A 25,615-nucleotide genomic window follows, 5' to 3' on the forward strand; every position below is an offset into this window, starting at 1 on the left:
CTCCGCAGTCGTGGAAAACGCTAGCGGCGACCCGCGCCGAAATTCCCGCGAATTCTCCGAATCGGGAAACAAAAACGGACGCGAGGGCTACCCTCGCCCTCCGCGCGACAGACACCGCCCCAGGGCGTTATATGGAGGGGTGGGTACCGTTCGATGGCTTGCCGCGGCCGGAGTGGCGGCGCTCCTGGGCGCCACCGCCCCCGGGCCCTCCCCGCCCCCGCCCCAGCCGCCCGCGCAGCTCGACCGTGCCGATGTGGACCGTGCTGTGGACGCGCTCGACGGCGTCGTCCAACAGGCCATGAAGCGCACCGGGGTTCCGGGCGTCTCCGTCGCCGTCGTGTACGAGGACGAGGTGCTGCGCCTCAAGGGCTATGGCCTGCGGAAGGCAGGCGAGAAGGCGGCCGTCGACGCCGACACCGTCTTCCAGCTCGCGTCACTGTCCAAGCCGGTCGCCTCCACCGTCGTCGCCGGCGCCGTGGGCGTCGACGGCTGGGAGAAGCCCGTCTCCCCCCACCTGCCCGAATTCCGGCTCAAGGACCCGTGGGTGACCTCCCACGCCACCGTCGCCGACCTGTTCTCGCATCGCAGCGGCCTCCCCGACCACGCCGGGGACCTCCTCGAAGACCTCGGCTACGACCAGGCGTACATCCTCTCCCACCTGCGGTACGAGCCCCTGGCACCCTTCCGGGCCAGTTACGCGTACACCAACTTCGGTCTCACCGCCGCCGCCGAGGCCGTCGCCCGTGAGAAGGGCGTGGCCTGGGAGAAACTGGCCGCCGATACCCTGTACAAGCCGGCCGGGATGGACGACACCAGTTCCCGCTTCGCGGACTACGTCGACAACCCCGACCGGGCCGTCGGCCATGTGCGGACCGGCGACGGGACCTGGGAGCCGCAGTACGTCCGGGATCCCGACGCCCAGTCACCCGCGGGTGGTGTCAGCTCCTCCGCCCGCGACATGGCCGCCTGGCTGCGCCTCCAGCTCGCGAACGGCAAGCTCGACGGCCGGCAGATCGTCGACGCCGAGGCCCTGGAGCGCACCCACTGGCCCGAGGTCGTCTCCGGCCCGCCCCGTGCCCCGGCCGCCCGGACCGGCTTCTACGGCCTCGGCTGGAACGTGAGTTACGACGACGAGGGCCGGCTCCGCCTCTCGCACACCGGCGCGTTCGCCCTCGGCGCGCACACCAACGTCACGATGCTGCCGGGCGAGCAGCTCGGCATCGTCGTCCTCACCAACGGCGCCCCCGCGGGCGTGGCGGACGCCGTCGCCCTCGACTTCCTCGACATCGCGCAGGACGGGAAGCCGAGCCGGGACTGGCTGCCGCTCGCCGACGCCGCGTTCCAGCAGCAGGAGGACGCCCTCCGGTCCCCGACCGACTACGCCCACCCGCCGGCCGACGCCGAGCCCGCGCGGGCCGACGACGCGTACACCGGCACGTACGCCAACGCCTACTACGGGAAGCTGACGGTGAGCGAGGAGAACGGCCGGCTCGTCCTGCGACTGGGGCCGGAGCCCCAGTCGTACCCGCTGACGCACTACGACGGCGACACGTTCAGCTTCCCCACGCGCGGCGAGAACGCCGTCGGGCTCACCGGGGTCACCTTCTCCCCGGACGGGAAGACCGTCCGCGTCGAGTACCTGGACGCCAACGGTCTCGGCACCTTCACCCGGACCGGTCAGCCGTAGCGGCGCGGCGTCCACGTGATCGTGCGGCCGTCGCCCCGTTCGACCGCGCGGGTCTGGGACGAGCCGATGAGCAGCAGCGTGCGCATGTCGACCTCGGAGGGCTCCAGCGTCTTCAGGGTCACCACCCGCACCGACTGCTCCGGGCCGCCGACGTCCCGCGCCACGACCACCGGGGTCTCGGGCGCGCGCAGTTCGAGCAGCAGGTCGCGGGCCGCCGCCACCTGGTGCGTACGGGACTTCGACCCCGGGTTGTAGAGCGCGAGGACCAGGTCCGCCTCCGTCGCCGCGCGCAGCCGGCCCGCGATGACGTCCCAGGGCTTGAGCCGGTCGGAGAGGGAGATCGTGGCGTAGTCGTGGCCGAGCGGGGCGCCCGCCGCGGCCGCCGCCGCGTTCGCGGCCGTCACGCCCGGCAGGACCCGTACGGGCACGTCCGCGTACGCGGGCTCGCTCGCCACCTCCAGGACCGCCGTCGCCATGGCGAAGACGCCCGGGTCGCCGCCCGAGACGACCGCGACCCGCCGGCCGCGCCGCGCCAGGTCGAGGGCGAACTCGGCGCGCTCGGACTCGACCTTGTTGTCCGAGCCGTGCCGGCGCTGGCCGGGGCGCAGCACCGGGACCCGGTCGAGGTACGTGGTGTAGCCGACCAGGTCGTCGGCGTTGACCAGCGCGCCGCGCGACTCCGGTGTCAGCCAGGGCGCCCCGGCCGGGCCGGTGCCGACGACGACGACCTCGCCCGTCTCCCGTACGGGAGGGACGGCGTCGATACGGGAGGGCAGCACGGCCACCGAGAAGTACGGGACGGTCTCCGCGTCCACCTCGGACAGGGTCTCCGTCCGCTCGCCCGCCATGAACGCCCGCTCCACGTACCGCGCGTCCTCCAGGCGGCCCGCCCGCTCCAGGGCGCGCCGAACCGTCGGGAACGTCCGGCCCAGCTTCATCACGACCGCCGAGTCGGTGCCCGCGAGACGGGCCGTCAGCTCGTCCTCCGGCAGCGTGCCGGGGATGATCGTCAGAACCTCCTCCGCCTCGCACAGCGGCTCGCCGAGCCGGGCGGCGGCCGCGCTGACGGAGGTGACACCGGGGATGACGGTGGTGTCGTAGCGGTGCGCGAGCCGCTTGTGCATGTGCTGGTACGAGCCGTAGAAGAGCGGGTCGCCCTCGGCGAGCACGGCGACCGTGCGGCCCGCGTCCAGGTGGGCGGCGAGGCGGGCCGAGGCCTCCTCGTAGAAGTCGTCGAGCGCGCCCCGGTAGCCGCCGGGGTGGTCCGTGGTCTCCACCGTGAGCGGGTACATCAGCCGCTCCTCGATGTGGTCCTCGCGGATGTGCTCCGCCGCGATGGAGCGCGCGATGGAACGGCCGTGGCGGGCCGAGTGGTACGCGACGACGTCGGCCGACTCGATGGCCTTCACGGCCGCGACCGTCATCAGGTTCGGGTCGCCGGGCCCGAGGCCGACGCCGTACAGCTTCCCGCTCATGCCTGGATCTCCGCTTCGGTCGCCATGGCGTTGATCGCGGCGGCGGTCATCGCGCTGCCGCCGCGCCGGCCCCGTACGACGAGGTAGTCGAGGTCCAGCTCCTGTCCCCGGTCCGCCAGCGCGTCCTTGGACTCGGCGGCGCCGATGAAGCCGACCGGGATGCCGAGGACGGCCGCCGGGCGTCCGGCGCCCTTCTCGATCATCTCCAGGAGGCGGAACAGGGCGGTGGGGGCGTTGCCGATGGCGACGACGGAGCCTTCGAGGCGGTCGCGCCACAGTTCGAGGGCGGCGGCGCTGCGGGTGGTGCCGAGTTCGGCGGCGAGCGCGGGCACGGAGGGGTCGGAGAGCGTGCAGACCACGTCGTTGTCGGCCGGCAGCCGCTTGCGGGTGACGCCGCTCGCGACCATCTGCGCGTCGCACAGGATCGGCGCACCGGCGCGCAGCGCGGCGCGTGCGCGGGAGACGACCAGGGGCGAGTAGGCGATGTCGCGTACGAGGTCGGTCATGCCGCAGGCGTGGATCATGCGGACCGCGACCTGGGCGACGTCGGCGGGCAGGCCCGCCAGATCCGCCTCGGCACGGATCGTGGCAAAGGACTGGCGGTAGATCTCCGCCCCGTCCTTCTCGTAGTCGAACATCGTGTCGTTCTCGCTCATCTCGTTGTGCGGGCGGTCGTGCGGGCGGTGGTGCGGGCGGTGGTGCGGGCCGTTGCGACCGCGTCGTGGAGGTCTGTACGGGAGGTGGGCGCGCCGTTCACCAGGTAGGTGTCGTCGGCGGTGGCGAGGACGTCGACCCAGGTGCCGTGCGGGTGACCGCAGCGCCGCTCGCACCCCGAGAAGTGGACGGGGAGTCCGGGCGCCGGGCCGGGGCTCGCGTCCGTGCGGACGTCGGCGAGGGACTTGGCACAGCCGGGGCGTCCGGTGCAGGCGCTGACGCCGGCCCAGGGGGAGTCGGGGCGGGTGATCAGACCGTACGACTCCAGCTCGGCCAGCCGGTCCCCGGCCGTCCCGACGCCGACCGAGGTCCCGACGACGACCGCGCCGCGCCAGGGCGTGAGCCGTACCTCGTCGGCGGGGAGCAGGGCGCGCAGCTGGGCGGCGGTGAGGCGGCCGAGGGGCGCGAGGACATGGAGGGCGGTGGTGCCGAGGGGCCCGGGTGCCGGGGGTCCTCCGTGCGGGACTTCCGCCCCCGGTACGGGCTCCGCCGCGATCCCGGCCCGGGCGAGGGCCCCCGCCAGGTCCGGCTCGTGTCCCTCGGGCAGCTCCCGTACCCGCCAGGCACCGTTCCCGGCGTCCCGCGCGGCGGCGAGGAAGGCGGAGGCGGCGGCGAGCGCGGCGCGGGGGGCGTCGGCGGCGGCGATCCGGAAGACCTGGGCGCCCACGCGGAGGTACGCGCCGGTGCCCGGGGCGCCCGGCGAGGCGACCCGATCCGGCCGCGCCGGCCCTGCCGCGCCCGGCGCGGGCTCGCTCGCTTCGCGGCCTCCCGGCCTGCTTGTCGCTGTCGCGCCGATATCCGGCCCGTCCGGCGTCCGGACCCCGTCCGAACCCTTGCCGCCGGCCTCACAGGCCCCCGCCGCGCCCGAGGCGCCTGGTCCGTCCGGTCCGTCCGGTCCGTCCGGGGTCTGGGCCCCGTCCGTACCGTCGCCGCCGGCCGCACAGGCCCCCGCTGCGATCAAGGTCACATCTCCGCCGAGCTGCGCCACGTCCCCCCGGCCGTCGTCCAGAACGAACAGGAAACGGCCGGAAAGGGATGCCGTCCAGTCCTCCGCGCACAGCAGCGCGTCCAGTTCGCGGGCCCACAACTGCACGTCGCCGAAGCCGAGTCCGTCCAGGCCCGCCGTCGGCGAGGCCACCACGTTCCGGACCCGCTCATGGGTCGTGGAGGGCAGCAGGCCGGCTTCCGCGAGAAGTCGCGCCAGTTCCGCCCCGCAGCCCTCGCCGAGGCCGCGCAGCTCCACGTTTCCCCGGGAGGTGACACTGACCTGTCCGTCGCCGAGGGCCTCGGCCGCGGCGGCCAGGACCTCGGCCTGATGAGCCGTCAGCAGGCCTGCGGGCAGGCGCAGTCGGGCCAGGCGGCCGTCGTCGGCGGGGTGCAGGCGCAGCGCCCCGGGGCAGGCGTCGCCACGGTCCCTTATGAGAGGTTCGCCCCGGTTGGGCGTTGTGGGTGGGGTGGGCGGCATGGCGGCGAGCATACCCACGTGGATCCGGGCGGCCACCGGGTGTGATCCGGCCAACCCCCCGGCCCGCCGGGGCCACGCTCTACTATGCAGATCGGCATGGGGTCCCAGGACCCCGGGGAGGAAGCCCGGTGAGATTCCGGCGCGGTCCCGCCACTGTGAGCCCGGCCCGGAGACGGGGTGGGTGAGTCAGGAACTCCCGCCGTCCACACGACCACCCGGGGCGCGGACAACCCCGAGGAAGGCCTGCGCTCGCATGCGAATTCTGTTGCTGTCGCACTCCGACACCGACCTGCTCAGCGCCCGCGCGGCCGGCGGCCCGGTCGAGTACCGGTTCGCCAACCCCTCCCGCCTCACGCTCGACGAGCTGCCCGGCCTTCTCGACGGCGCCGACCTCGTTCTCGTACGCCTCCTCGGGGGCTTGCGGTCCTGGGAGGAGGGCCTGGACGCGCTGCGCGCCGCGGGCCGGCCGCTGGTCGTGCTCTCCGGGGAACAGGCCCCGGACGCCCAGCTCATGGAGACCTCCACGGTCCCCGTCGGCGTCGCCACCGAGGCCCACGCCTACCTCGCGCACGGCGGCCCGGACAACCTGGAGCAGCTGGCGCGGTTCCTCTCCGACACCGTGCTGCTCACCGGCCACGGCTTCGAGGCCCCGGCCGCCGCGCCGACCTGGGGCCCGCTGGAGCGCGAGTCGAGGCGGACCGACGGCCCGACCGTCGCCGTGCTCTACTACCGCGCCCACCACATGAGCGGGAACACCGCCTTCATCGGCTCGCTCTGCGAGGCGATCGAGGACGCCGGCGCCCAGGCCCTGCCGCTCTACGTCGCCTCCCTGCGCGCCCCCGAGCCGGAGCTCCTCGACACCCTGCGGTCCGCCGACGCGATCGTCACCACCGTCCTCGCCGCCGGCGGCACCAAGCCCGCCGAGGCGCAGGCCGGCGGCGATGAGGAGGCCTGGGACGCGGGCGCGCTCGCGGCCCTCGACGTACCGATCCTGCAGGCGCTCTGCCTCACCGGCTCGCGCTCCGCCTGGGAGGAGAACGACGAGGGTCTCTCCCCGCTGGACGCCGCCAGCCAGGTCGCCGTCCCCGAGTTCGACGGCCGGCTCATCACCGTCCCGTTCTCCTTCAAGGAGATCGACGAGGACGGCCTCCCGGCGTACGTCGCCGACACCGAGCGCGCCGCCCGCGTCGCCGGGATCGCCGTCCGCCACGCCCGCCTGCGGCACATCCCGAACGCCGAGAAGAAGCTGGCGCTCGTCCTCTCCGCGTACCCGACCAAGCACTCCCGTATCGGCAACGCGGTCGGTCTCGACACCCCCGCCTCCGCCGTCGCGCTGCTGCGCCGCCTCCGCGAGGAGGGGTACGACTTCGGGCCCGAGGACGAGATCCCCGGCCTGGTCTCCGGCGACGGCGACGAGCTGATCTACGCCCTGATCGAGGCAGGCGGCCACGACCAGGAATGGCTCACCGAGGAGCAGCTCGCCCGCAACCCGGTCCGTATCCCGGCCGCCGACTACAAGCGCTGGTACGCGACCCTGCCGCAGGAGCTCCGTGAGCAGGTCGAGGAGCACTGGGGTCCGGCGCCCGGCGAGATGTTCCTGGACCGGTCCCGTACCGCCGAAGGCGACCCGGAAGGCGATATCGTCCTCGCCGCCCTGCGCCGCGGGAACCTGCTGATCCTCATCCAGCCGCCGCGCGGCTTCGGCGAGAACCCGATCGCGATCTACCACGACCCCGATCTCCCGCCCTCCCACCACTACCTGGCTGCCTACCGCTGGATCGCGGCGCGCGCCGAGGACGGCGGTTTCGGGGCGGACGCCATGGTCCACCTCGGCAAGCACGGCAACCTGGAGTGGCTGCCGGGCAAGAACGCGGGCTTGTCCGCCGCGTGCGGCCCGGACGCGGCGCTCGGCGACATCCCGCTGATCTACCCGTTCCTCGTCAACGACCCGGGCGAGGGCACGCAGGCCAAGCGGCGCGTGCACGCGACCCTCGTCGACCACCTGGTGCCGCCGATGGCGCGCGCCGACTCCTACGGCGACATCGCGCGCCTGGAGCAGCTGCTCGACGAGTACGCGCAGATCTCCTCGATGGACCCGTCCAAGCTGCCCGCGATCCGCGCGCAGATCTGGACGCTGATCCAGGCCGCGAAGCTCGACCACGACCTGGGTCTGGAGGACCGCCCCGAGGACGACGGCTTCGACGACTTCCTGCTGCACGTCGACGGCTGGCTCTGCGAGGTCAAGGACGCGCAGATCAGAGACGGTCTGCATGTGCTGGGCGGCGCGCCGACCGGCGAGGCCCGGGTGAACCTGGTCCTCTCCATCCTGCGCGCCCGGCAGATCTGGGGCGGCACGCAGGCGCTGCCGGGTCTGCGCGAGGCGCTGGGCCTGGACGAGTCGGCCGCGACCCGGGCCACCGCCGACGAGGCGGAGGCGACGGCGCGGGCGCTGGTCGAGGCGATGGAGGCGGCCGGCTGGGACGCGGCGGCGGTTCCGGCCGTCGTGGCGCGGGGCCTGGCCCCGGCGCCCGGCGCCGACGGCGTGCCCGCGGCCGCCGACGCGCGGGCGGACGACGTCGCGGCCGTCCTGCGTTTCGCCTGCGAGCAGGTCGTGCCCCGGCTCGCCGCCACCACCGACGAACTCACCCACGCCGTGCACGCGTTGGACGGCGGCTTCGTCCCGGCCGGCCCGTCGGGCTCGCCGCTGCGCGGTCTGGTCAACGTGCTGCCGACCGGCCGGAACTTCTACTCCGTCGACCCCAAGGCCGTTCCCTCCCGCCTCGCGTGGGAGACCGGCCAGGCGCTCGCCGACTCCCTCCTGGAGCGCTACCGCTCCGACAACGGCGAGTGGCCGACCTCCGTCGGTCTGTCCCTGTGGGGCACGAGCGCGATGCGCACGGCGGGCGACGACGTGGCAGAGGCGCTGGCCCTCCTTGGCATCCGCCCCACCTGGGACGACGCCTCGCGTCGCGTGAACGGCCTGGAGCCGATCTCCCTGGAGGAGCTGGGCCGTCCGCGCATCGACGTCACGCTGCGCATCTCGGGCTTCTTCCGGGACGCGTTCCCGCACGTCATCGGGCTCCTCGACGACGCCGTACGGCTCGCCGCGTCCCTGGACGAGCCGGCCGCGGAGAACTACGTACGGGCGCACGCGCAGGCCGACCTGGCCGAGCACGGCGACGAGCGGCGGGCCACCACCCGTATCTTCGGCTCGCGGCCGGGCACGTACGGCGCGGGCATCCTGCAGCTGATCGACTCGCGCGACTGGCGCACGGACGCGGACCTCGCCGAGGTGTACACGGTGTGGGGCGGCTACGCGTACGGCCGCGGTCTGGAAGGCCGCCCGGCGCGTTCGGAGATGGAGACGGCGTACAAGCGGATCGCCGTCGCCGCGAAGAACACGGACACGCGCGAGCACGACATCGCCGACTCCGACGACTACTTCCAGTACCACGGCGGCATGGTGGCGACCGTCCGCGCGCTCACGGGCACGGCCCCGGAGGCGTACATCGGCGACTCGACCCGCCCCGAGACGGTCCGCACCCGGACCCTGGTCGAGGAGACGTCGAGGGTCTTCCGCGCCCGGGTGGTCAACCCGAAGTGGATCGAGGCGATGCGCCGCCACGGCTACAAGGGCGCGTTCGAGCTGGCGGCGACGGTCGACTACCTCTTCGGTTACGACGCGACGACGGGTGTGGTCGCCGACTGGATGTACGACAAGCTCACGGAGACGTACGTCCTGGACCCGGAGAACCAGGCCTTCCTGAAGGAGGCCAACCCCTGGGCCCTGCACGGCATCGCGGAGCGTCTCCTTGAGGCCGAGTCCCGCGGCATGTGGGAGAAGCCGGACCCGCAGACCCTGGCGGCCCTGCGCCAGGTCTTCCTGGAGACCGAGGGCGACCTGGAGGACGGCGCCGAGGGCTGACCCGGCCGCGGGTTACGCGACGGGGGCGCGGCGCGGATCGACGGGGTTGACACCCGCCTCGTCGAAGAGCCGCTCCAGCGCCTCCGTCCCGTGCGCGCGGCGGTAGGCGATCTCGGAGTCCGTCACCGGGAGCAGCCACAGGAAGCGGGCGTGTCCGCCGCCGGGCAGCGGGCAGTGCTCCAGGTCGGGGCCGTGCAGGTACGGCAGGCTGACGAGCAGATGGGTGCACGCCGAGCCGGGCAGCCAGGGCTAGCCAATCGGCAGGCTGTGGCCGAGGTCCAGCGGGTAGTCCGCCGGGTCCCGGTGGTAGGCGACCGCCATGGCGAGCAGGTCGGCGAAGCGCGGGTCGGAGACGGGCGCCGTCATCAGGAACTCCAGTCGGGGGTGCTCCCCCGGGGAGCATCCGATGGTGACGTACGTCCAGCAGTCCCCGGGCTGTTCGGGGGGCGCCTCGAGTACGCGGAAGCCGGGGCTTCGGCCCCGGCTTCCGTCACGCAGCGCGTGGTCGACGGGACGCACGGCGTGCCCGGCGAAGAACCGCCGGACGTGCGCGTCGAGGGCGGTGACGAGGGCGTCCGGTGCCTGGAGCATGAGCGGATGCTATGCCGCGCCGGCGACCGGGACCGCACACGGGGCGAGGTCCACGCGCCGGCCCCGGAAGTTCTCGCGGATGCGGCGGTCGTGGGTGACGATCACCAGCGTGCCGGGGTAGGTGGCGAGGGCGGCTTCCAGGTCTTCCATCAGGCCGGGGGCCAGGTGGTTGGTGGGCTCGTCGAGGAGGAGGAGGTCGGTGGGGCAGGTGAGCAGGTGGGCGAGTTCCAGTCTGCGGCGCCGGCCCGTCGACAGGTCCCGTACGGGGGTGGCCAGGTCGGCCGGGGCGAAGAGGCCGAGCGCGAGCAGCTCGTCCTCGCGGTCCTCGCCGAAGGCTTCGGCCACCGTGCGGGGGTCGTCGGGCGGGGCCGTGTCCTGGCGGAGGAGGCCCGTGCGGGGCGGGGACGTCACCGTGCCGACGTCCGGGGCCAGTTCGCCGGCGAGGAGCCTCAACAGCGTGCTCTTTCCGGCGCCGTTCGGGCCGGTGATCAGGAGGCGCTCGCCGGGGGCCACGCGCAGGGAGTCCAGGCGCAGCCTGCCCCGCACTCGTACTTCGGTCACGGCGACCGCTGCTCCCGTGCCCTCGACGCGCCCTCGGAAGCGCAGCGGGGCCGGGGGCGCCACCGGGTTCTCGGTGAGCCGCTGGAGCCGCTCCCGCGCCGCCCGGATCCTGCTCATCGCGCCGTGCGCCCGTGACCGGGCCCGGAAGGCGCCCGCCCCGCTGAACGAGGCCGGGGCTTTGCGCGGGATGGCGGAGAAGCGGTCGATGTTCGTGTCGGCGAGGGCCGAGCCGTGGGCGATCTCGCCGCGCCACTCCTCGTACTCCCGCTCCCACCGCGCCCGTTCGGCGGCCCGGCCGGTCAGGTAGCCCGCGTAGCCGTTGCCGTACCGCCGTACCGTCCGCAGTTCGGAGTTCACCTCCAGGACCGCGGACACGGAACAAGGGTGACGTCCTTTACGTCGATGGCCGCGACACGAGACGAGACGTCTCGTGGCATTGGCGACGGTAAGCCCTCCCGGTCCATTGCGCAAGACGCTGCGTCTCGTCACCTCGCGCGGATCACGCGGACGCGACCCGCAGTACGGCGGCGGCCACCGCGATCAGCGTCAGGACCACCGCCGGCGCCATCTCGTAGTCCTTCGCCCGGACGTGCGTGATCACCGCTCCGACGAAGTAGAGCGCCACCCCGATCGCCGCGGCGATGCCGAGCGGCGCCACGACCAGTCCCACGAGCAGGCCTGTCGCACCCGCCGCCTTCGCGGTGCCGAGCCAGGGGAGCCAGGAGTCGGGGACGCCGAGCTTCGTCATGTTCTCGATGACCTGGGGGTTGCGCGTGAAGGTCAGGAAGGCGGAGGCGGAGATCGCGAGGGCGAGGAGGGTGGCGACGACGGCGTAGGCGATGAACATGGTGACGCTCCAACGATATGTGGGCACGAATCATTGAACGGTATCAACGATTGACCTGGTTCCACAATGGAGCCGCTGTTACGGTGAGTGGTATGGCAGCTTCACCGGCCGACGGCCTCGGCTTTCTCCTCTCCTTCCGCGGCGAGCTCACCGGCGCGCGCATCCGCGCCGCCCTCGGTGTCGCCGGGCTGCATCCGCGGCAGGCGATGACGCTGATGCGGCTCGCCCCCGGATCGATGAGTCAGCGCGAGCTGGCCGCCGTGATGGAGGTCGACCCGAGTCAACTCGTCGCGATCCTCAATGAGTTGGAGAGCGAGGGGCTCGCGGAGCGACGCCGGGACCCGGCCGACCGCCGCCGGCACATCGTGGAGATCACGGAAGCCGGCGCGAGCGCGCTCGAGCGCGTCGACGAGGCGGTGAGCGCGGCGGAGCGCGAGCTCTTCGCCGATCTGTCGGAGGCCGAACAGGCCGTGCTGCGCAGCCTGCTGGACCGGGTGAGCGTGGACGCGAGCGACCACGACTGCTCCGGCGACTAGCGGCCCGTGGGCCAGGCCTGGGCGGGCTGGGCCTGGGCGGGCTGGGCCTGGGCGGGCTGGGCCTGGACGGGCTAGGCCTGGGCGGGCTGGGCCTGGACGGGCTGGGCCTGGGCGGGCTGGGCCTGGACGGGCTAGGCCTGGACCTCGCTCCGGGCCCGCTCGCCCAGGACCCGTACCGCCTCCACGATCAGGTCCCAGAACCCCGGGACGTCGACCTCCATCCCCACGTCCGCGTTGGCGGGGAGGCCGGTCACGCCGTCCAGGTCGACGAGCGTCGCACCCCGGGTGTACGTCCCCGTCAGCTCGATCGCCACCGCCGCCCGTACCAGGCTGATCAGCGACGGGTCGATCAGATGCGCCACCGTCAACGGGTCGTGCAGCGGCGGTGCGTCGAAGCCGTAGACCTCGCGGTAGGTGGCGGCGAAGTAGGTCAGCAGCTCGATGCAGAGCTTGGCGAGCGGGGTGCCGAGCGCCGCGATCCGGGTGATGACGTCGGGCGTGGCCCGGACCTGGTGCGTGGCGTTGAGCCCGAACATGGTGACCGGCAGCCCGCTGGTGAAGACGATGTCCGCCGCCTCCGGGTCGCAGAGGATGTTGAACTCCGCGGCCGGGGTGGTGTTCCCGCGCCCGGTCGACCCGCCCATCAGCACGATCCGCTCGATCCGGTGCATCAGCTCCGGATGTGCGAGCAGCAGGGTCGCGATGTTGGTCAGCGGCCCGGTCGGGACGAGCGTCACCGGCGCGGGGTGGCGCAGCAGAGTGTCCCGGATCAGGGTGAGGGCGTCGCGCGGGTCCTGCGGAACGTCCGGTTCCCCCTCGCCGAAGCCGGGCCCGTCGAGCCCGGAGCCGCCGTGGATGTTCTCGGCGTCGAGCGCCGCGCCGTGCAGCGGCCGGTCCCGGCCGGCCGCGATCGGCACGTCGCGGATCCCGGCGACGGCACACACCCGGCGGGCGTTGAGGGTCGTCTTCTCCAGGGACTGGTTCCCCGCCACGGTGGTGATGGCCAGCAGGTCCACGGCCGGATGGGCGGCGGCCAGCAGGATGTTGAAGGCGTCGTCGTGACCGGGATCGCAGTCGAGGATCACGGGTACCGGCATACGTCCACCGTCCCACACGCCCGCGCCCCCGTCATGTGTCCCCGCCGTCGTGGGTCCCCCGTCCGCGCCTCTTGAACTCTGCACGCATTGTTCTAGTAGAGTGCTAACAACTTACACGCTTGGGGGTTTCCGTGAACCGCGTCCCGCCTCGCCTCCGCGCCCTGGCCGCGCTGCCGTTCCTGCTCGCGCTCGCTCTCCATCTGACCCTGCTCGGCGTCCGGAGCGATCGGCTGCCGGACCCGATGGCCACGCACTTCTCTCCCGGCTTCGAGGGTCGCGCCGACGGCTGGACCGGCCTGACGGCCTTTCTCCTCGTCAGCTCGGGACTGCTTCTCGCGCTGGGGGCCGGCTGGGCCTTCCTCATACGCCGGAGCGTGCTCTGGGGCGCGTGGGGCACAGCGGGCTTCGTCGGTGCGCTGCTCGTCCTTCTCGTGCAGGACAACGTCGACGCGGCCGACGCGAGGCAGGTCGCTTCGTCGATGCTGAACATCGTCCTTGCGGCGGCGGTCGCGCAGGGTGCGGTCCTCCTCGGGCGTGCGCTGACGCGTCTCGTACCGAAGGAGGTTCCGGCGCGGGCCGGCGTGCTGTCGCCGGAGGACGTACGGCTGCCGCTCGGCGCGAGCGAGGTCGCGAGCTGGTCGCGGACCGTCGGCTCGCGGGCGCTGACGGTCCTGGGCGTGGGCTCCTGGGCGGGGGTGCTGATCCTGGCGTACGAAGGCCAGTGGCTGTTCGCTCCCGGCCCGGCCCTCCTCGGACTGCTCCTCCTGGTCTCCGCGCGGATCCGCGTCACCGTCGACCGGCGCGGGCTGACCGTCCGCCCCGCGCTCTCCCCCTGGCCGCGCCTCACCGTGCCGCTCGACGGGGTCGAGGGGGCGAGCGCCCGGGAGATCGACGCGCTCGCGGAGTACGGCGGCTGGGGCTACCGCGTCCGGGCCCACCGCACCGGCGTCGTGCTGCGCTCGGGCGAGGCGCTGGTCGTACGGCGGGACGGCGGCCGGGAGGTCGCCGTCACCGTGCCCGACGCGGCGACCGCATCGGCCCTGTTGAACGCGCTCGTCGAGCGGCGTGGGAGGCTCTGAGCATGCTCTTCCGGGTCGATCCCGCCTCCGCCGTCCCCCTCGGCGACCAGATCGCCGCCTGCGTGCGCGGCGCCCTCGCCGACGGCTCGGCCGCCCCGGGCGAACGCCTCCCGGCCGCCCGCGAGCTCGCCGACTCCCTGGGCGTCAACGTCCACACGGTCCTGCGCGGCTACCAGCGCCTGCGCGAGGAGGGCCTGATCGAACTCCGCCGCGGCCGCGGCGCGGTCATCGTCCCGGCCGCGGCCGTCCCGGACCGGGCGCGCCTGGTCGAGCGGGTGCGTGAAGTCGTGGCGGAGGCGCGGGAGTTGGGCATGACGGAGGACGAGGTCCTGACCCTGGTGAGGACGAGTCTGTCGGCGACGTGAGCGCGCGCCCCCCGTCCCCCACCTCACGCCCCCGTCCCCCACCTCACGCCCCCGTCACCCACCTCACGCCCCCGTCGCGTCTCACGCGCCGTCCGATGCGCCGGTGGGCGGCGTGAGCGGCTCGCCCAGCCGTACGTTCCACCTCCCCGACCGGCCACTCAGCGCGACCGAGGCCAGGGGGCGCACGTCGAGGCGCCAGAAGGTCTGGTCGCCCGCCCCCAGGGCGTGGACGACGGCCGCGCGCAGGACGTCCGGTTCGACGACGGCCACGATCCGGCCGGGCGTCAGGCCGTCCAGCCACACGCCCACGCGCTCGCGCAGCGCCCGCAGGGACTCACCGCCGTGCGGCACGGCCTCCGGGTCGGAGAGCCAGGCGGCGACCGAGGCGCCCTCCTGCGCGGCGAGTTCGTCCAGGCGCCGCCCCCGCCAGCGCCCCATCGCGCAGCCCGCGAGCGCGTCGAGCGGTACGGCCGCGAGCCCCAGGGCCTCGGCCGTCGCGCGGCAACGGCCGGAGGGCGAGCTGTGGACCCGTACCCCCGAACCCCCCAGCCAGGGCGCCGCCTCCACCGCCTCCACCGGACCGTCGTCGTCGAACCGGGCCTCGCGCAGCGCCGCGTTCATGGCGGGGGAGATCAAGGACAGACGTACGGTCGTGGGCGAGGTCACCGGTGATACATCCCTCAGGCGTTCGTGCGCTCTTGGCCAGGTCGGCCGGGCGCGGTACGGTCTCCGCGACATTTCAACAAATCGACGACGGCGAGACGGAAGTCCGGTGCAACTCCGGCACGGTCGCGCCACTGTGAACCGGCCCCACCACGGGAACCGGTGAGTCAGACCCGCCCGCGTCGTCGCGCACCACCGTATGGGACGCGAGTTCCCGAGGAGGTACCACCATGGCCGAGGCCATCGCCCCGCCCGCCGCTCCATCCACCCCTTCCGTCGCCCTTCCGGCTTCCCTGCCGGTCGGCGCCGTGCTGCCCTGGGCGTTCTTCGTCGGCATCCTGGCGCTCGTCGCGCTGTACTTCGTCGGCGCCGAGCAGGGTGCCCTGTCCGTCTTCGCGGGCAGCGACGTGCACGAGTGGGTGCACGACGGACGTCATCTGCTCGGCTTCCCCTGCCACTGAGGGGCGGCACCACCATGTACGCCGCTACCGGCTCCACCGTAAGAAAACTGCTGGTCCGCGGCATGCTCGCGGGTCTGATCGCCGGACTGTTCGCCTTCGCCGTCGCGTACGTCGCCGGTGAACCGTCCGTCGACGCCTCGATCGCCGTCGAGGAGGCCGCCGCCGCGCACGAGGCTGCGCACGCCGGCCACGCCGCCGAAGCCGAGGCCGAGGAGGAACTCGTCAGCCGGGACGTCCAGTCCACGGCCGGCCTGGCCACCGGGGTCCTCGTCTACGGCGTCGCCCTCGGCGGCATCGCGTCTCTCGCGTTCTGCTTCGTCCTCGGACGGGTGGGCCGCTTCACCCCGAAGGCCACCGCCGCGCTCACCGCGGCCGCGGCCTTCACGACCGTCTACCTGGTGCCGTTCCTGAAGTACCCGGCGACCCCGCCGGCCGTCGGCAACCCGGACACCATCGGGAAGCGCACCACGCTCTTCTTCCTGATGATCCTGCTGAGCGTGCTGCTCGGCATCGCCGCGGTCGTCCTGGGCCGGCGCCTCGCCCCGCGCCTGGGCAACTGGAACGCGACCCTGGTCGCGGGCGGTGCCTTCGTCGCCGCCGTCGCGGTCGCGTGCGCGTTCCTGCCCGGGAACGAGGACGCGGTGCAGGCGGGCTTCCCCGCCGCCGTGCTGTGGGACTTCAGGCTCGCGACGCTGGGCATCCAGGCGGTGCTGTGGGCGGCCTTCGGGATCGTCTTCGGCGTCCTGGCGCAGCGGCTCCTGGCACCCGGCGAGGCAGCGGCCGCACCGGCCACCGCCACCACCGCGGCCACGGCCGTCTGAGAGACCGCCACCGGCTCCGTACCCCCTGGGCGCGCAGGGAGTACGGAGCCTTTCGCATCGCCCCGCCCCGCCTCGCCTCGCCTCGCCCCGCCTCGCCCCGCCCCGCCCCGCCCCGCCTCGCCTCGCCTCGCCTCGCCTCGCCTCAGCCGAGCTCGCGCACGGGTGCCCCCCGCCAGGAACGCCTCGATGTCCTCGACCGCCTGTCCGAAGTAGCGGGCGTAGGAAGGTCGTCGGCGCCAGGTTCGGTGTCGAAGACGTCGAGACCCGCCCCCGCGATCCACCCCTCCCGCAGCGCCCGCAGTTCGCCGGCGCCGATCATGCCCCGGGTGCGCTCGGACAGCACCTTGTGCAGCGAGACGAAGTCGGCGCGCTCCATCAACTCCCGCTTCCCCGCGGCGCGGACGACCCCGTGCTCGGCGGCCCGCTCCTCCGTCAGGTTCGGGCTCCAGGCCAGGACGTCCATGCCGAAGGCGAGACCGACCCGCGCGACCCGGCCGCCGATCTTGCCGAGACCGACGAGTCCGCACGTGCCGGGCCAGGCCGAGGAGGAGCGCCCAGGTGAGTTCGGCGGGCGGCTCGGAGCTGCCGGCGGTGCCGCAGACGGTGATCCCGAGCCCGGCCGCGGCGGCCGTGTCGACGGAGGCGTTGCGCATCCCGGACGTGACGATCAGCCGCAGCCGTGGCAGCCGCTTCAGCAGCTCGGCGTCCAGCGGCGTCCGCTCCCGCATGACGACCACGATCTCGCAGTCCCCGGCCGCCGATCGTACGACAGGGGGCACGGTCCTGCCTCTCGGGGCTGCGGCAGTCGGGTGATCGGACGAACTCGGATGAACCCGGAGCGACAAACGCACCGCCCGAACACAGAATTGGGCTGATTCGTCACGATCTGAAGCAGCAGTTCGGCAGAGAGAGCGGAGACGTATGAGTTCCATGGACCTGCCCGCCGACGTGCCCCGGCAGGTGGCCCAGCCGACCGCGACCCGCAGGCCGGCCGTGCCCACACCCACGATGACGTGGGTGACGCTGGCGCTGATGACCACGGCGTCCGTGGCGAGCCTGCGCGCCGCCCCCACCATGGCGGTCTACGGGTCTGGCCTGCGTCTTCCTCTACCTCGTCCCGGCGATCGTGTTCCTGCTGCCGACCGCCCTGGTCTCCGCCGAACTCGCCTCCGGCTGGAGCGGCGGCGTCTACCGCTGGGTCTCCGAGGGACTGTCCAAGCCGCTCGGCTTCCTCGCGGTCTGGTGCCAGTTCGCGATGACGATCTTCTACTACCCGAGCCTGCTGGCGTTCGTCGCCTCCACTATCGCGTACGTCATCGACCCGGCCCTCGCCGCCAACGGCGTCTACACCGCCGTCGTCATCATGGTCCTGTACCGGACCGGCGTCTGGGTCTCCTCGCGCGGTACGAAAACCCTGGCGGGGCTCTCCAGTTGGGGCCTGATCATCGGCACGCTCGTCCCCGGCACCGTCCTCGTCGTCCTCGGCATGGTCTTCCTCGGCCAGGGCAACCCCTCGGCTGCGCCCATGGACAGCGTCTGGTCGTACGTCCTGCTCATCGGCGGCGGCCTGGTGATCCTGGGCCTGCTGATTCCCTGGCTGTTCCTGAAGTTCCGCAAGCCAGCCGGCGTACGGCCGCCGCCGCTGCCGCGCCCACGGGAGCCACGCCCCCGGGAGGCCCGTCATGAGCCCCACCCGCTTCGCCGCCGAACACCGGTGGATCCACATCGGCGCGATCGTCGTCCTGGTCGGTCTCGTGGTCACCGGGCTGATCCGGTACAGCGCCGTCAAACGGAACGCCGAGACCGCCGAGAAGGCCAACCGGCTCCACGAGGAGCTGGTGCGGGCCGGCTACCCGGCACCCGACGTGGAGATCACCGAGCGGCTGCTCGGCATGGACGGAGGCCCCGTCTGCGAACAGCCCGGCAGCGCCCTGAAACAGGCGCTCTACCGCATCCACCAGCTCTCCAACGGCGCATCGGGACCCGGTTCACGGCCCGTCATCGCCGACAGCAAGGCGGTCGCCGCCGAGCGCATCGTGCTCCAGGTGTACTGCCCCGACAAGGTCGACGAGTTCGACGAGGACGTCGACGACCTCAAGACGGACGAGACGGTACGCCGATGAGTACGCCAGACACCCCCGACACCCCTGACACCCCCAATACCCCCGGCACCCCGGGCACTCCGGGGACCCCCGACTCCGGTGAGCTGGAGGCGCTCCGAGCCAGGATCGCCGCCCTGGAGGCCGAGGCGGCGACGAAACGGCCGCGCGCGCCCCGGCACCGGATGCGGTCCTTCCTCGCCGCGCTGCTGATCGTCCTCGGCTGCGTCCTCGCCCCGCTGGGCATCCTCGCCGCCTGGACGGCCGACGAGGTCGGCGACACCGACCGTTACGTCGCCACGGTCGCCCCGCTCGCCTCGGACCCGGACGTGCAGGCCGCCGTCGCGGGCCGGGTCACCGACGCGGTCATGGAACACATCGACCTCAAGGCCCTCCTGGAGGGCGTGGCCCCCGACCAGCGGCCCCTCCTGGAAAAGGCCCTGGGCCGGCTCGGGGACTCCCTGGAGGGCGCGGTCCGCAGCTTCGTCAACGACAAGGCGCAGGAGGTCGTGGCCTCCGACGCGTTCGAGACGGTCTGGACCGACGCCAACCGCGCGATCCACACCGCGCTCGTCCGCGCCCTGACCGGCAGCGGCGACGGCGCGGTGGAGATCAAGAACGACACGGTGACGCTCGACCTCGCTCCCGTCATCGAACGGGTCAAGCAGCGGCTGGTCGAATCCGGACTCTCGGTCGCCTCCAAGATCCCCGAGGTGCACACGGACTTCACGGTCCTCAAGGCCGACGACATCGGCAAGGTGAAGACCGGGTTCCGGCTCCTGCAGCTGATGGGCTTCTGGCTGCCGGTCCTGGCCGTCCTGCTCGCGGTGGGCGGGGTCCTGCTCTCCCGGCACCGGCGCCGCTCCCTGATCGCCGCGGCCCTCGGCTTCGCCGTCGCGGCCCTGGTCCTGGGCATCGTCCTGACCGTGTTCCGTACGGTCTACCTCAACGCCCTCCCGGACACCGTCTCCCAGGCCGCGGCGAGCTCCGTCTACGACGCCCTGATCCGCCTCCTGCGGACGACGATCCGCATGGTCATCGTCCTCGGGGTGGTGCTCGCCCTCGCGGCCTGGCTCTCCGGGCCGGGCCGGTGGGCCACGGTGACCCGCCAGATGTGGCACTCGGGCATCTCCGCCACCCGCACCACGGCCGACCGCGTGGGCCTGCGCACCGGCCCGGTGGGCCCGTTCGTCGCCCGCTACCGGGTGTGGATCACGTGGATCCTGGTGGGGGCGGCCGTCCTGACGTACGTCCTCTGGAGCTATCCCACGGGCTGGGTGGTGCTTGGTCTGGCGCTGGCGCTGCTGTTCGCGCTGGCGGTGATGGAGTTCCTGGCGGAGGAGAAGGCTCCGGAGAAGACTCAGGAGAAGGTGCCGGAGAAGACCTGATCACTCGCCGCGTGGTCACTCGCCGCGTGATCACTCGCCGATACGGACGAGGGCGAGGGTGATGTTGTCGGGCCCGCCGGCCTCGATGGCGGCCTTCCAGAGTTCGAAGGCCGCCTTGCCGTCGTCGTGCACCCGCAGCAGATCCTCGATCTCCTCGTCGGGCACGGGGTCGGTCAGCCCGTCGCTGCACACCAGGTAGCGGTCGCCCCGCGCCAGCGGGAACGCGGCGACGTGCGGGGTGACGGCGTTGTACGCGTGGCTGCCGCCGAGCGTCTGGGTGACGGCCGACGTGGTGCGATGCCCGGGCGCGGGCGGCGGGCTGTCGTCCACGCTGACCTGCCGCAGCCCCTCCTGTGCGGCGTGGAACACCTTGCTGTCACCGACGTTGAACGACAGCAGCGACTCCTGGAGGACGAGGGTGCCGGCGACCGTGGTCCCCATGGTGGCCAGCTCCGGACGGCCGTCGGCGGCCGCGTACACCGCGCGGTTGCACAGGTCGAGCGCCTCGCCGACCGTCTCCGTACCGTCGAGTGAGGGGCCGAGCGCGGCGAGCCGGCTGACGACCAGGGCACTGGCCACCTCGCCGGCGGGCTGCCCGCCGAGCCCGTCGGCGACGGCGACCAGGAGGGGCCGGTCGAGGGGGAACAGCATCGTCTGGGGGCTCTCGGTCACGGTCCCGCACAGCGTCCACGGTCCGACGACGAGGCTGTCCTCGTTGCGTTCGCGCAGCAGCCCGGCGTGGCTCAGGGCGGTCACGGCTATGTACGGCACCACGGCGTCCCGCCTCCTCGTCCCCCACCCACCCTCCATTGTCCCGCGCGGACGTCCCGGCATGCGGGGCGCGGCCCGCCGCCGCACGCTGGTGCTGAGCTGCCTGTCCGCCGAGGAAAGGACGTCCGTCGATGTACGCGAGGCTGAGCACCTACCAGGGGTCGCCGGTTCCGGCGGAGGGAGACCTGACCGCCAAGACGGAGGCGATCGTCAAGCTGGTCGAGACCCTTCCGGGCTTCCGGGGCGCGTACTACCTCGTCGACCGGGCGACGGGGAAGGCGACGTCGCTGACGCTGTGGGAGGACGAGGCGTCGATGAACGCGAGCGAGGACCGGGCCGCGGAGGTCCGGGACGAGTCGTCGCAGCGGGAGGGGCAGCGGGTGGTGTCGGTGGAGCGCTTCGAGGTGGCGTTCGCCCGCCTGGCCCCGTAGATCTCCGTCTCATATCTGAGATACATTCCCGGATATGAGAACCGATGGGGAGTGGGTGGAGTCCCGCCTGTCGGCCCGTCTCGCGGAACTGCGGACGGAGCGCGGCTGGTCGCTGGACGAACTGGCGCGCCGTACGGGCGTGAGCCGGTCGACGCTGTCCCGCCTGGAGCGCAAGGAGCTGAGCCCGACCGCGGTCCTGCTGGGCAAGCTGTGCGCGGCGTACGGGCTGACGATGTCGCGCCTTCTCGCGGAGGTGGAGTCCGCGCCGCCGCCGGTGGTGCGCGCCGGCCGGCAGACGGTGTGGCGCGACGAGCCCGCGGGCTTCACCCGGCGCTCGGTGTCTCCGCCGCATCCGGGGCTCCGGGGGGAGGTCGTCGAGGGCGTGCTGCGCCCGGGGGCGGACATCGCGTACGACGGTCCTCCGGTCGCGGGTATGGAGCAGCACATCTGGGTGCTGGAGGGCGGTCTCGAGGTGACCGAGGGCGGTCGCACGCACGAGCTGGCGGCGGGGGACTGTCTGCGCTTCCGGCTCTGGGAACGCTCGCGATTCCGCTGCCTGGGCGCGGATCCCGTGCGCTACGCCGTCCTGATCGTCCTCCCCTGACAAGGAACGCCGATATGTCCGTCACCGCCACCGTCACCGCCACCGCCACCGCCACCGTCGCCGTGCGACAGCTCTCCCCCGCGGGATTCGGCGCCGCGACGAAGGGCCTCGCCGACGTCCTCGCCGACGCCGTCGCGGGCGGCGCGTCCCTGGGCTTCCTCCAGCCCTTCGACCACGAGGACGCCGCCGCCTGGTGGACCACCCGCCGCCCCGAGGTCGACGCCGGCTCCCTGCTGGTCTGGGTCGCCGAGGCCCCCGAGGCCCCCGACGGCATCGTCGGCACGGTGAGCCTGGCCCTGGAGCCGAAGCCCAACGGCCGCCACCGCGCCGAGATCGTCAAACTGATGGTCCACCGCACGGCCCGCGGCCAGGGCCTGGCCCGCCGCCTCCTCGCCACCGCCGAAGCGGCCGCCCGGGAGGCGGGCATCACGCTCCTGCTGCTCGACACGGAGACCGCGGGCCCGGCCGCCCACCTCTACACCGCGACCGGCTGGACCCCCTTCGGCACGGTCCCGTCCTACGCCACGAACCCCTCGGGCGCCCTGAAGGACTGCACCTTCTTCTACAAGCGACTCGCCTGACGGGTCTCCGACCGGCCTTGGTGCTCCCGGTCCACTACGCCGTGGGCGGCTAGCGGGCCAGTGCGGGGTTGGGGGTGAGGACCCGCCCCAGGAGCGCCTCGATGTCGGCGCGTCCGGGGGGTGTGGTGCCGGCGAGGCCGCGCAGGGTGAGGCCGTTCATCAGGGCCGTCGCCGCGGTGGCGGTGACGGCGTCGGTGTAGTGGGCCAGCGCCCGGCTGCTCAGCTCGACGTACCGATCGGCGAGGGGGCGCAGGGCGGGGCGGCGCAGTGCGGCGACGTAGAGCTCGAACTCCATCACCTGCTGATCGCGCTGCGGGCCGAAGCAGCCCAGCAACACGTCGGTGAGCAGGACCACGAGCTGGTCGGTGGTGAGGTCGGGGCGCTGGGCGACCCAGTCGTCGAGGTAGGCGGCGTAGCGGTCGACGGCTCGCGTGAGGGCGGCGGCGATGAGGTCGTCCTTGGACGCGAAGTGGTACGTGGTCGCCCCCAGCGGCACACCGGCTTCCTCGGCGACCGCGCGGTGGGTCAGCCCCTCGATGCCCCGCTCCGCGATGACCTTCTCGGTCGCCGAGGCGATCTCCTCGATCCGACGCTGCGGATCGCGGCGGCGCCGCACGGGCTTGTCGACGGCCACGAGGCCTCCCTCCCACCAGGACACAAGCAATCTAGTACGAAGGTACTGTAACTGCCCTCTGGGGGTGGTGCCTGCAGTGCGATGATTTCGGCGTGGTGTATGTCCGTATTGCCCCCTCCTTCATTATCTTGTACGGTACTAATGTACTAATCGAGACGCGGTCATCCGCCGACCCCTTCAAGGAGCGACCCCATGAAGCCTCCCGCCATCTCCCCCTGCCTCGGCGTCACCGACACCCAGGCGACCGTCGACTTCTTCGAGAAGCTCGGCTTCACCGCCCTGCCCGCCGGCGGCGACCCGGACGACGACCTGCGCATCCTGCTCTTCGACGGCGAGTTCGCGCTCATGGTCCAGCGCCACGACCAGCTGCGTCAGTGGCTGCCGGTCCTCAAGGACACCCCCGTCGGAGCCTTCGGCATGTTCTATCTGGCCGTCGACGACTTCGACTCGTACGTCGAGCGCGTCCGGCCCCTGGTCGACGTCACCAAGGACGTCACCGAGCACAACGGCCAGAAGATCTTCTACTTCACCGAGCCCGACGGCTACGTCATCGGCGTCACCCAGAAGCAGACCTGGTGACCGACCGGCGGTGTCAACGTACGTCCCTCAACCCTGTGGCCCGGCCGTCCTCGTCCCACTCGACCTCCAGCACCCGCTCGACGGCGTCGCGGTCGACGGGACCGAACAGGTGCGGAAACAGCACGTCCTTGCCGACCCCGGGCGGCGGGGTCGCACCGGCCGCCTCGAACTCCAGCCTGGCGGTGAGGCGGTCCTCGGCGAGGACCAGTGCGAGCAGCGGTCTCGGCGCGGTCCGGTAGAAGGCGTTGACGACGGCCAGCGTGGTCGCTTCGTCGGGGGAGCAGTGGACGAAACCGTCCGCCGCCAGGGAAGCGGGCGCGTACGGGCTGTCGGGGTGGGCGTTCCACTCGGCTGACGTCACGACGTGGTAGATCACGCGCCAGTCTTGCATGGCGCGCAGCACCGGCCCCCGCTCATGCGGCCCGCGCTCATGCGGCCCGCAGCTCCTCCGCCGCGTTCCTGGACAGGCTGACGCGCACGAGGGCGGCCGCCAGCCGGGCCAGATCCTTCGGCGGGACCTGGTTCGCGAGGTCGCCCGGAGTATGCGGAAGCCCGAGCTCGGCGGCGGCCGCGCGGGATCGCTCGTCGAAGAACGGACGCAACTCCGGCCATACGGCTTGGACTTCCCGGCAGAAGATGTCGGCGCCCACCGGCCCGATTCGGGGCACCTCCTGCAACAGCTCGCGCAGCGCTCCCGTGTCGCCCGCGGCCTGCTCGCGGAGTCTTCGCAGGTCGCCGTGGAAGCGGTCGAGCAGCAGCTCCGCACCGTCCCCCAGCGCGGTCGCGGTGCTCTCGTCGTACCGGACGTAGTGCGCCCGCCCGAGGGCGTCCACGCGCTCCTGCCAGTCGGAGTCCACCATCGCCCGGGGCGTCCGCAGCCCCGCCGCGAACAGCTCCCGGGCGGCGGCGGTGGCCGTCGCGGCCTTGATCCGGATCGAGCAGAGCACGGTGAGCACCAGCAGTTGGTACAGCGGGGCGGGCTTGTCGCGCAGGGTGATGCCGGCTTCGTCGGCGTAGGTCTGTCCGTGCTCGTCGAGCAGCTTGGCGATCACTTCGGAGGTGTCCATCGGAGCGCTCCTTCCCACTCGGGCCACGCCACGTCACTCCACTCCACGTCACGCCACGGCACGGCACGGCACGGCACGTTACGTCACGTCCAGGCGGTGCGGAGCCTGTCCCGGTGTGCGGCGAGCCAGGTGGCGAAGTCCTGGAGGGCGGGATTGAGGCCCCGGACGGCGTCGAGGTCGCGGGCCGCCGTGAAGTGGTGCTCGCAGTCGGCGTAGTACTGGAACATGTTTCCCGCCTCGTCCGCGCCGGGAAAACCCTGCGCGCGCCACTCGTCCGCGGTCAGGGGCCGGTACTTCACCGGCTCGCCGAGCGCGTCCGTGAGGGCCGCGGCCATGTCGGCGACCTTGAGGTGCTCGCCGGCGATGCCGACCGTGGCGCCGATGAGGCTGGTGCCGCGCTGGAAGACGGCCAGCGAGGTCTTGCCGATGTCGTCCACGGCGATCCCGGAGAGCCTGCTCTCGCCCATCGGATACGTCAGCAGGAAGGCGCCGTCCGGGCCGCGCTGCGGGGCGAACGGGCCGAGGAGGTTCTCCCAGTAGAAGGTGGTCCGCAGGAACGTCGTCGGTACCCCCGCGTCGGTGAAGTGGTGGTCCGCCTCGGCCTTGCCGTCGAAGTGGGGCACCTTGTAGTGCTCCTGGAGCGTCGGCATCCGTTCGTCCTCGAGAGGGATGCACTCACGGGTGTCCTCCAGGGTGGACCAGATCGCGTGCTGGACGCCCGCGTGCGAGGCGGCCTGGGCGACCGCGCGGGCCTGGGTCTTCTCCCGCTCCGCGGACATGTGCTCCCAGAAGTTCGTGACCACGAAGGCGCCGTACGCGTGCTCGAAGGCCGGGGCGAGGCTGGGCGGATCGTCCATGTCGGCCCGGACGATGTCGCCGACGCCGAGGCGCTTCAGTTCCTGGGCGGGCTCCCCGTCGGGGTGGCGGGTGACGGCCCGTACCGTGAATTCTCCCTCGCGGTCGGCGAGGACGGCCCGCACGAGCCCGCCGCCCTGCTTACCGGTCGCTCCGATCACCGTGATGATCTTCTTCTCGACCATGACTCGCCTCGGTTCCGGTCCGGGCGCAGCGGACGCCGCCCCACTCGGTGTACCTCTGGTCAGCGCGTTCCCGGGGTGCCGGCCGGTATGCGTCGCATCGTCGCCCCAGACGGAGTGGTCCTCCCCGGTGCCGG

The 25,615-nt window shown here is 72.9% G+C and carries 27 protein-coding genes, 2 pseudogenes and 1 riboswitch; of the genes and pseudogenes, 14 read left to right on the plus strand and 15 right to left on the minus strand.

The genetic code is table 11. The features are described from left to right. Positions 1-139 precede the first annotated feature (139 nt). On the plus strand, positions 140-1,687 hold the full coding sequence (locus tag FDM97_RS00825) for a serine hydrolase (protein WP_137988356.1): 1,548 nt from the start codon (positions 140-142) through the stop codon (positions 1,685-1,687). Here the strand turns inward: FDM97_RS00825 and FDM97_RS00830 are convergent. Genes FDM97_RS00830 through FDM97_RS00840 form a run of 3 tightly spaced genes read right to left on the minus strand, consistent with a single transcriptional unit; the run spans position 1,678 to position 5,353 of the window. Next, positions 1,678-3,162 carry a precorrin-2 C(20)-methyltransferase gene (locus FDM97_RS00830; RefSeq protein WP_137988357.1) on the minus strand — a complete coding sequence of 495 codons (1,485 nt, stop codon included), beginning with the start codon at positions 3,160-3,162 and terminating at the stop codon, positions 1,678-1,680. The genes FDM97_RS00825 and FDM97_RS00830 overlap by 10 nt on opposite strands. Further along, complete coding sequence (locus FDM97_RS00835) at positions 3,159-3,818, minus strand: precorrin-8X methylmutase (protein WP_254705444.1); 660 nt, start codon at positions 3,816-3,818, stop codon at positions 3,159-3,161. The genes FDM97_RS00830 and FDM97_RS00835 overlap by 4 nt, the downstream gene beginning before the upstream one ends. After that, complete coding sequence (locus FDM97_RS00840; RefSeq protein ID WP_137988358.1) at positions 3,815-5,353, minus strand: cobalamin biosynthesis protein CobG; 1,539 nt, start codon at positions 5,351-5,353, stop codon at positions 3,815-3,817. Before FDM97_RS00840 ends, FDM97_RS00835 begins: the two co-directional genes overlap by 4 nt. Before the next feature lie 67 nt (positions 5,354-5,420). Then, positions 5,421-5,555, plus strand: a riboswitch (cobalamin riboswitch). A 39-nt stretch (positions 5,556-5,594) separates the two neighbouring features. Between FDM97_RS00840 and cobN the strand changes: the two genes are divergently transcribed. After that, positions 5,595-9,266 (plus strand): cobaltochelatase subunit CobN, encoded by a 3,672-nt coding sequence (cobN, locus tag FDM97_RS00845; RefSeq protein WP_137988359.1) that lies wholly within the window; start codon positions 5,595-5,597, stop codon positions 9,264-9,266. 12 nt (positions 9,267-9,278) lie between these two features. Here the strand turns inward: cobN and FDM97_RS36245 are convergent, their stop codons facing one another. From FDM97_RS36245 to FDM97_RS00860, 4 genes are all read right to left on the minus strand, one after another. Beyond that, positions 9,279-9,509, minus strand: a complete 231-nt coding sequence (locus FDM97_RS36245) for a suppressor of fused domain protein (RefSeq protein ID WP_284440312.1) — start codon at positions 9,507-9,509, stop codon at positions 9,279-9,281. A 6-nt stretch (positions 9,510-9,515) separates the two neighbouring features. Continuing rightward, a complete protein-coding gene (locus FDM97_RS36250; RefSeq protein WP_254705446.1) occupies positions 9,516-9,857 on the minus strand; it encodes a suppressor of fused domain protein in 342 nt (113 codons plus the stop codon). 9 nt (positions 9,858-9,866) lie between these two features. Further along, positions 9,867-10,793 carry an ATP-binding cassette domain-containing protein gene (locus FDM97_RS00855; RefSeq protein WP_349775363.1) on the minus strand — a complete coding sequence of 309 codons (927 nt, stop codon included), beginning with the start codon at positions 10,791-10,793 and terminating at the stop codon, positions 9,867-9,869. Between the two features lie 124 nt (positions 10,794-10,917). Next, positions 10,918-11,265, minus strand: a complete 348-nt coding sequence (locus tag FDM97_RS00860; protein WP_137988361.1) for a DoxX family protein — start codon at positions 11,263-11,265, stop codon at positions 10,918-10,920. 92 nt (positions 11,266-11,357) lie between these two features. On the opposite strand from FDM97_RS00860, the gene FDM97_RS00865 reads away from it, so the two are divergent. After that, positions 11,358-11,801 carry a MarR family winged helix-turn-helix transcriptional regulator gene (locus FDM97_RS00865; RefSeq protein WP_254705447.1) on the plus strand — a complete coding sequence of 148 codons (444 nt, stop codon included), beginning with the start codon at positions 11,358-11,360 and terminating at the stop codon, positions 11,799-11,801. Positions 11,802-11,932: 131 nt separating this feature from the next. On the opposite strand, the gene FDM97_RS00875 is transcribed toward FDM97_RS00865, so the two are convergent. Beyond that, the gene (locus FDM97_RS00875) at positions 11,933-12,898 is read right to left on the minus strand and encodes a nucleoside hydrolase (RefSeq protein WP_137988363.1); all 966 of its coding nucleotides are present in this window, start codon (positions 12,896-12,898) and stop codon (positions 11,933-11,935) included. A 119-nt stretch (positions 12,899-13,017) separates the two neighbouring features. Between FDM97_RS00875 and FDM97_RS00880 the strand changes: the two genes are divergently transcribed. Further along, the gene (locus tag FDM97_RS00880; RefSeq protein WP_254705448.1) at positions 13,018-13,977 is read left to right on the plus strand and encodes a hypothetical protein; all 960 of its coding nucleotides are present in this window, start codon (positions 13,018-13,020) and stop codon (positions 13,975-13,977) included. 2 nt (positions 13,978-13,979) lie between these two features. Continuing rightward, complete coding sequence (locus tag FDM97_RS00885) at positions 13,980-14,342, plus strand: GntR family transcriptional regulator (RefSeq protein WP_137988364.1); 363 nt, start codon at positions 13,980-13,982, stop codon at positions 14,340-14,342. 81 nt (positions 14,343-14,423) lie between these two features. Here the strand turns inward: FDM97_RS00885 and FDM97_RS00890 are convergent, their stop codons facing one another. Then, the gene (locus FDM97_RS00890) at positions 14,424-14,963 is read right to left on the minus strand and encodes a histidine phosphatase family protein (protein ID WP_254705879.1); all 540 of its coding nucleotides are present in this window, start codon (positions 14,961-14,963) and stop codon (positions 14,424-14,426) included. 272 nt (positions 14,964-15,235) lie between these two features. Between FDM97_RS00890 and FDM97_RS00895 the strand changes: the two genes are divergently transcribed. Together FDM97_RS00895 and FDM97_RS00900 are read left to right on the plus strand one after the other, a co-directional pair. Beyond that, the gene (locus FDM97_RS00895; RefSeq protein ID WP_137988366.1) at positions 15,236-15,466 is read left to right on the plus strand and encodes a CbtB domain-containing protein; all 231 of its coding nucleotides are present in this window, start codon (positions 15,236-15,238) and stop codon (positions 15,464-15,466) included. A gap of 14 nt (positions 15,467-15,480) precedes the next feature. After that, positions 15,481-16,287, plus strand: coding sequence for a CbtA family protein (locus FDM97_RS00900; RefSeq protein WP_137988367.1), 807 nt, complete (start codon positions 15,481-15,483; stop codon positions 16,285-16,287). A 142-nt stretch (positions 16,288-16,429) separates the two neighbouring features. On the opposite strand, the pseudogene FDM97_RS00910 reads toward FDM97_RS00900, so the two are convergent. Next, positions 16,430-17,048 (minus strand): annotated as a pseudogene (locus tag FDM97_RS00910) (NAD(P)-dependent oxidoreductase); the annotation flags it as partial. A gap of 160 nt (positions 17,049-17,208) precedes the next feature. Between FDM97_RS00910 and FDM97_RS00915 the strand changes: the two are divergent. From FDM97_RS00915 to FDM97_RS00925, 3 genes and pseudogenes are all read left to right on the plus strand, one after another. Further along, positions 17,209-17,878: pseudogene (locus FDM97_RS00915) on the plus strand (amino acid permease); the annotation flags it as partial. A 91-nt stretch (positions 17,879-17,969) separates the two neighbouring features. Beyond that, positions 17,970-18,410 carry a hypothetical protein gene (locus tag FDM97_RS00920; protein WP_137994585.1) on the plus strand — a complete coding sequence of 147 codons (441 nt, stop codon included), beginning with the start codon at positions 17,970-17,972 and terminating at the stop codon, positions 18,408-18,410. Further along, positions 18,407-19,774 carry a hypothetical protein gene (locus FDM97_RS00925; RefSeq protein WP_254705880.1) on the plus strand — a complete coding sequence of 456 codons (1,368 nt, stop codon included), beginning with the start codon at positions 18,407-18,409 and terminating at the stop codon, positions 19,772-19,774. The genes FDM97_RS00920 and FDM97_RS00925 overlap by 4 nt, the downstream gene beginning before the upstream one ends. Before the next feature lie 30 nt (positions 19,775-19,804). Here FDM97_RS00925 and FDM97_RS00930 read toward each other — a convergent pair whose 3' ends face one another. Beyond that, positions 19,805-20,545: a PP2C family protein-serine/threonine phosphatase gene (locus FDM97_RS00930; protein ID WP_137994587.1), complete on the minus strand. Its 741-nt coding sequence runs from the start codon at positions 20,543-20,545 to the stop codon at positions 19,805-19,807. 131 nt (positions 20,546-20,676) lie between these two features. On the opposite strand from FDM97_RS00930, the gene FDM97_RS00935 reads away from it, so the two are divergent. From FDM97_RS00935 to FDM97_RS00945, 3 genes are read left to right on the plus strand one after another with little or no spacing between them, the layout of a single operon-like run. Further along, positions 20,677-20,976, plus strand: coding sequence for a hypothetical protein (locus FDM97_RS00935; protein ID WP_137988368.1), 300 nt, complete (start codon positions 20,677-20,679; stop codon positions 20,974-20,976). 34 nt (positions 20,977-21,010) lie between these two features. Beyond that, complete coding sequence (locus FDM97_RS00940; RefSeq protein ID WP_137988369.1) at positions 21,011-21,580, plus strand: helix-turn-helix domain-containing protein; 570 nt, start codon at positions 21,011-21,013, stop codon at positions 21,578-21,580. A 14-nt stretch (positions 21,581-21,594) separates the two neighbouring features. Further along, complete coding sequence (locus FDM97_RS00945; protein WP_137988370.1) at positions 21,595-22,161, plus strand: GNAT family N-acetyltransferase; 567 nt, start codon at positions 21,595-21,597, stop codon at positions 22,159-22,161. 49 nt (positions 22,162-22,210) lie between these two features. Here FDM97_RS00945 and FDM97_RS00950 read toward each other — a convergent pair whose 3' ends face one another. Continuing rightward, positions 22,211-22,795, minus strand: coding sequence for a TetR/AcrR family transcriptional regulator (locus tag FDM97_RS00950; RefSeq protein ID WP_137988371.1), 585 nt, complete (start codon positions 22,793-22,795; stop codon positions 22,211-22,213). A gap of 192 nt (positions 22,796-22,987) precedes the next feature. On the opposite strand from FDM97_RS00950, the gene FDM97_RS00955 reads away from it, so the two are divergent. After that, entirely contained in the window at positions 22,988-23,374 is a 387-nt protein-coding gene (locus tag FDM97_RS00955; RefSeq protein ID WP_137988372.1) for a VOC family protein, read from the plus strand. A 13-nt stretch (positions 23,375-23,387) separates the two neighbouring features. Here the strand turns inward: FDM97_RS00955 and FDM97_RS00960 are convergent, their stop codons facing one another. The 3 genes from FDM97_RS00960 to FDM97_RS00970 all read right to left on the minus strand — a co-directional run bounded on the left by FDM97_RS00960 (position 23,388) and on the right by FDM97_RS00970 (position 25,481). Further along, complete coding sequence (locus FDM97_RS00960) at positions 23,388-23,750, minus strand: DUF952 domain-containing protein (RefSeq protein ID WP_137994588.1); 363 nt, start codon at positions 23,748-23,750, stop codon at positions 23,388-23,390. Between the two features lie 52 nt (positions 23,751-23,802). Continuing rightward, complete coding sequence (locus FDM97_RS00965; protein ID WP_137988373.1) at positions 23,803-24,441, minus strand: endonuclease; 639 nt, start codon at positions 24,439-24,441, stop codon at positions 23,803-23,805. A gap of 83 nt (positions 24,442-24,524) precedes the next feature. Next, a complete protein-coding gene (locus FDM97_RS00970; RefSeq protein WP_137988374.1) occupies positions 24,525-25,481 on the minus strand; it encodes an NmrA/HSCARG family protein in 957 nt (318 codons plus the stop codon). Positions 25,482-25,615 lie beyond the last annotated feature (134 nt).

This window comes from Streptomyces vilmorinianum, from assembly GCF_005517195.1.
GTDB classification, from domain to species: Bacteria; Actinomycetota; Actinomycetes; order Streptomycetales; family Streptomycetaceae; genus Streptomyces; species Streptomyces vilmorinianum.

Coding starts and splice junctions, on each gene's coding strand:
- FDM97_RS00830 (WP_137988357.1), bottom strand. CDS start 3,162: ATGAGCGGGAAGCTGTACGGCGTCGGCCTCGGGCCCGGCGACCCGAAC.
- FDM97_RS00835 (WP_254705444.1), bottom strand. CDS start 3,818: ATGAGCGAGAACGACACGATGTTCGACTACGAGAAGGACGGGGCGGAG.
- FDM97_RS00840 (WP_137988358.1), bottom strand. CDS start 5,353: ATGCTCGCCGCCATGCCGCCCACCCCACCCACAACGCCCAACCGGGGC.
- cobN (WP_137988359.1), top strand. CDS start 5,595: ATGCGAATTCTGTTGCTGTCGCACTCCGACACCGACCTGCTCAGCGCC.
- FDM97_RS36250 (WP_254705446.1), bottom strand. CDS start 9,857: ATGCTCCAGGCACCGGACGCCCTCGTCACCGCCCTCGACGCGCACGTC.
- FDM97_RS00860 (WP_137988361.1), bottom strand. CDS start 11,265: ATGTTCATCGCCTACGCCGTCGTCGCCACCCTCCTCGCCCTCGCGATC.
- FDM97_RS00865 (WP_254705447.1), top strand. CDS start 11,358: ATGGCAGCTTCACCGGCCGACGGCCTCGGCTTTCTCCTCTCCTTCCGC.
- FDM97_RS00875 (WP_137988363.1), bottom strand. CDS start 12,898: ATGCCGGTACCCGTGATCCTCGACTGCGATCCCGGTCACGACGACGCC.
- FDM97_RS00885 (WP_137988364.1), top strand. CDS start 13,980: ATGCTCTTCCGGGTCGATCCCGCCTCCGCCGTCCCCCTCGGCGACCAG.
- FDM97_RS00890 (WP_254705879.1), bottom strand. CDS start 14,963: ATGAACGCGGCGCTGCGCGAGGCCCGGTTCGACGACGACGGTCCGGTG.
- FDM97_RS00895 (WP_137988366.1), top strand. CDS start 15,236: ATGGCCGAGGCCATCGCCCCGCCCGCCGCTCCATCCACCCCTTCCGTC.
- FDM97_RS00900 (WP_137988367.1), top strand. CDS start 15,481: ATGTACGCCGCTACCGGCTCCACCGTAAGAAAACTGCTGGTCCGCGGC.
- FDM97_RS00920 (WP_137994585.1), top strand. CDS start 17,970: ATGAGCCCCACCCGCTTCGCCGCCGAACACCGGTGGATCCACATCGGC.
- FDM97_RS00925 (WP_254705880.1), top strand. CDS start 18,407: ATGAGTACGCCAGACACCCCCGACACCCCTGACACCCCCAATACCCCC.
- FDM97_RS00935 (WP_137988368.1), top strand. CDS start 20,677: ATGTACGCGAGGCTGAGCACCTACCAGGGGTCGCCGGTTCCGGCGGAG.
- FDM97_RS00940 (WP_137988369.1), top strand. CDS start 21,011: ATGAGAACCGATGGGGAGTGGGTGGAGTCCCGCCTGTCGGCCCGTCTC.
- FDM97_RS00945 (WP_137988370.1), top strand. CDS start 21,595: ATGTCCGTCACCGCCACCGTCACCGCCACCGCCACCGCCACCGTCGCC.
- FDM97_RS00955 (WP_137988372.1), top strand. CDS start 22,988: ATGAAGCCTCCCGCCATCTCCCCCTGCCTCGGCGTCACCGACACCCAG.
- FDM97_RS00965 (WP_137988373.1), bottom strand. CDS start 24,441: ATGGACACCTCCGAAGTGATCGCCAAGCTGCTCGACGAGCACGGACAG.
- FDM97_RS00970 (WP_137988374.1), bottom strand. CDS start 25,481: ATGGTCGAGAAGAAGATCATCACGGTGATCGGAGCGACCGGTAAGCAG.